Source organism: Acinetobacter sp. Res13-Abat-PEC15-P4-01, assembly GCF_015676285.1.
GTDB classification, from domain to species: Bacteria; Pseudomonadota; Gammaproteobacteria; order Pseudomonadales; family Moraxellaceae; genus Acinetobacter; species Acinetobacter nematophilus.
In genome coordinates this window covers 1-892 of record NZ_JADAIN010000042.1, presented here as the reverse complement: position 1 = coordinate 892, position 892 = coordinate 1, and the positions used below count along the sequence as shown (strand labels likewise).

General features: G+C 34.8%; 1 protein-coding gene. It reads left to right on the top strand.

Annotated features, from left to right (window positions below):
• A partial coding sequence (locus tag IMO47_RS15680; RefSeq protein ID WP_196077873.1) for an SUMF1/EgtB/PvdO family nonheme iron enzyme occupies positions 1-771 on the top strand: 771 nt, incomplete at its 5' end.
• Positions 772-892 lie beyond the last annotated feature (121 nt).

Below are 892 nucleotides of genomic sequence, written 5' to 3'. Positions count from 1 at the left end.
ACGTTTATGATGGGTGACTTCGGTGAACTCGTCAATAAAGGAAAATTACCTTTTGATGGCGATGCTCATAGTAAACCTTTACATAAAGTCACTTTAGATAGTTATAGCCTAAATGCCTATAAGTCCAGTTATGAAGACTTAGACACTTATAGTGCAGCAACAGGACAGCCTAAAGTTATGGATGATCCAGATATCATTGATAAGAGATATAAAGATGCTGCCGCTGGACTCAATTGGTATCAAGCGCGTGATTACTGCCAATGGTTAGGCAAACAATTAAATGTTCCTATGGACTTACCAACTGAAGCACAATGGGAATATGCTGCTCGTAATCGTGGACAACAAGTGGTCTATCCCACCGATAATGGTAAACTAGAATATGGGAAAAACTTTAATAGTTATCAACAACAAAAAGATTTCTCGCGTAAGGTTTCAGGGGATGCCATCATTTTAGTTTCTCAATTAGGTGCGTACCAACCTACTCCATTAGGTTTTTACGACTTAATCAATGAAAACTTAGAATGGGTTGCTGACTGGTATGCACCTGATTATTATTCTAAATCATCAGAAAAAAATCCTAAGGGGCCTGAAACAGGTACAGCTAAAGTCCTTAGAAGTACCAATATTAATGATGAATATATGATTCGAACTGCTTTTGGCTTTACTTTTTCAAGAATGTTTAAAGAGCCCGATTTAAAAGGAAAGGATTTTTCTCGCTATTACACTACTTCAGTCCGATGTGCTGCCAACAATACTAAACCTTTATTTTAATTAATTATTATTATACAAACGCCAAATCCCTTTAACCTTTATATTTTTTTAACAGAATCAAACTTTATATTGTACAGATTATCAGTTAGGATAAAAACTAAAATATTGATAGTCTTATTTA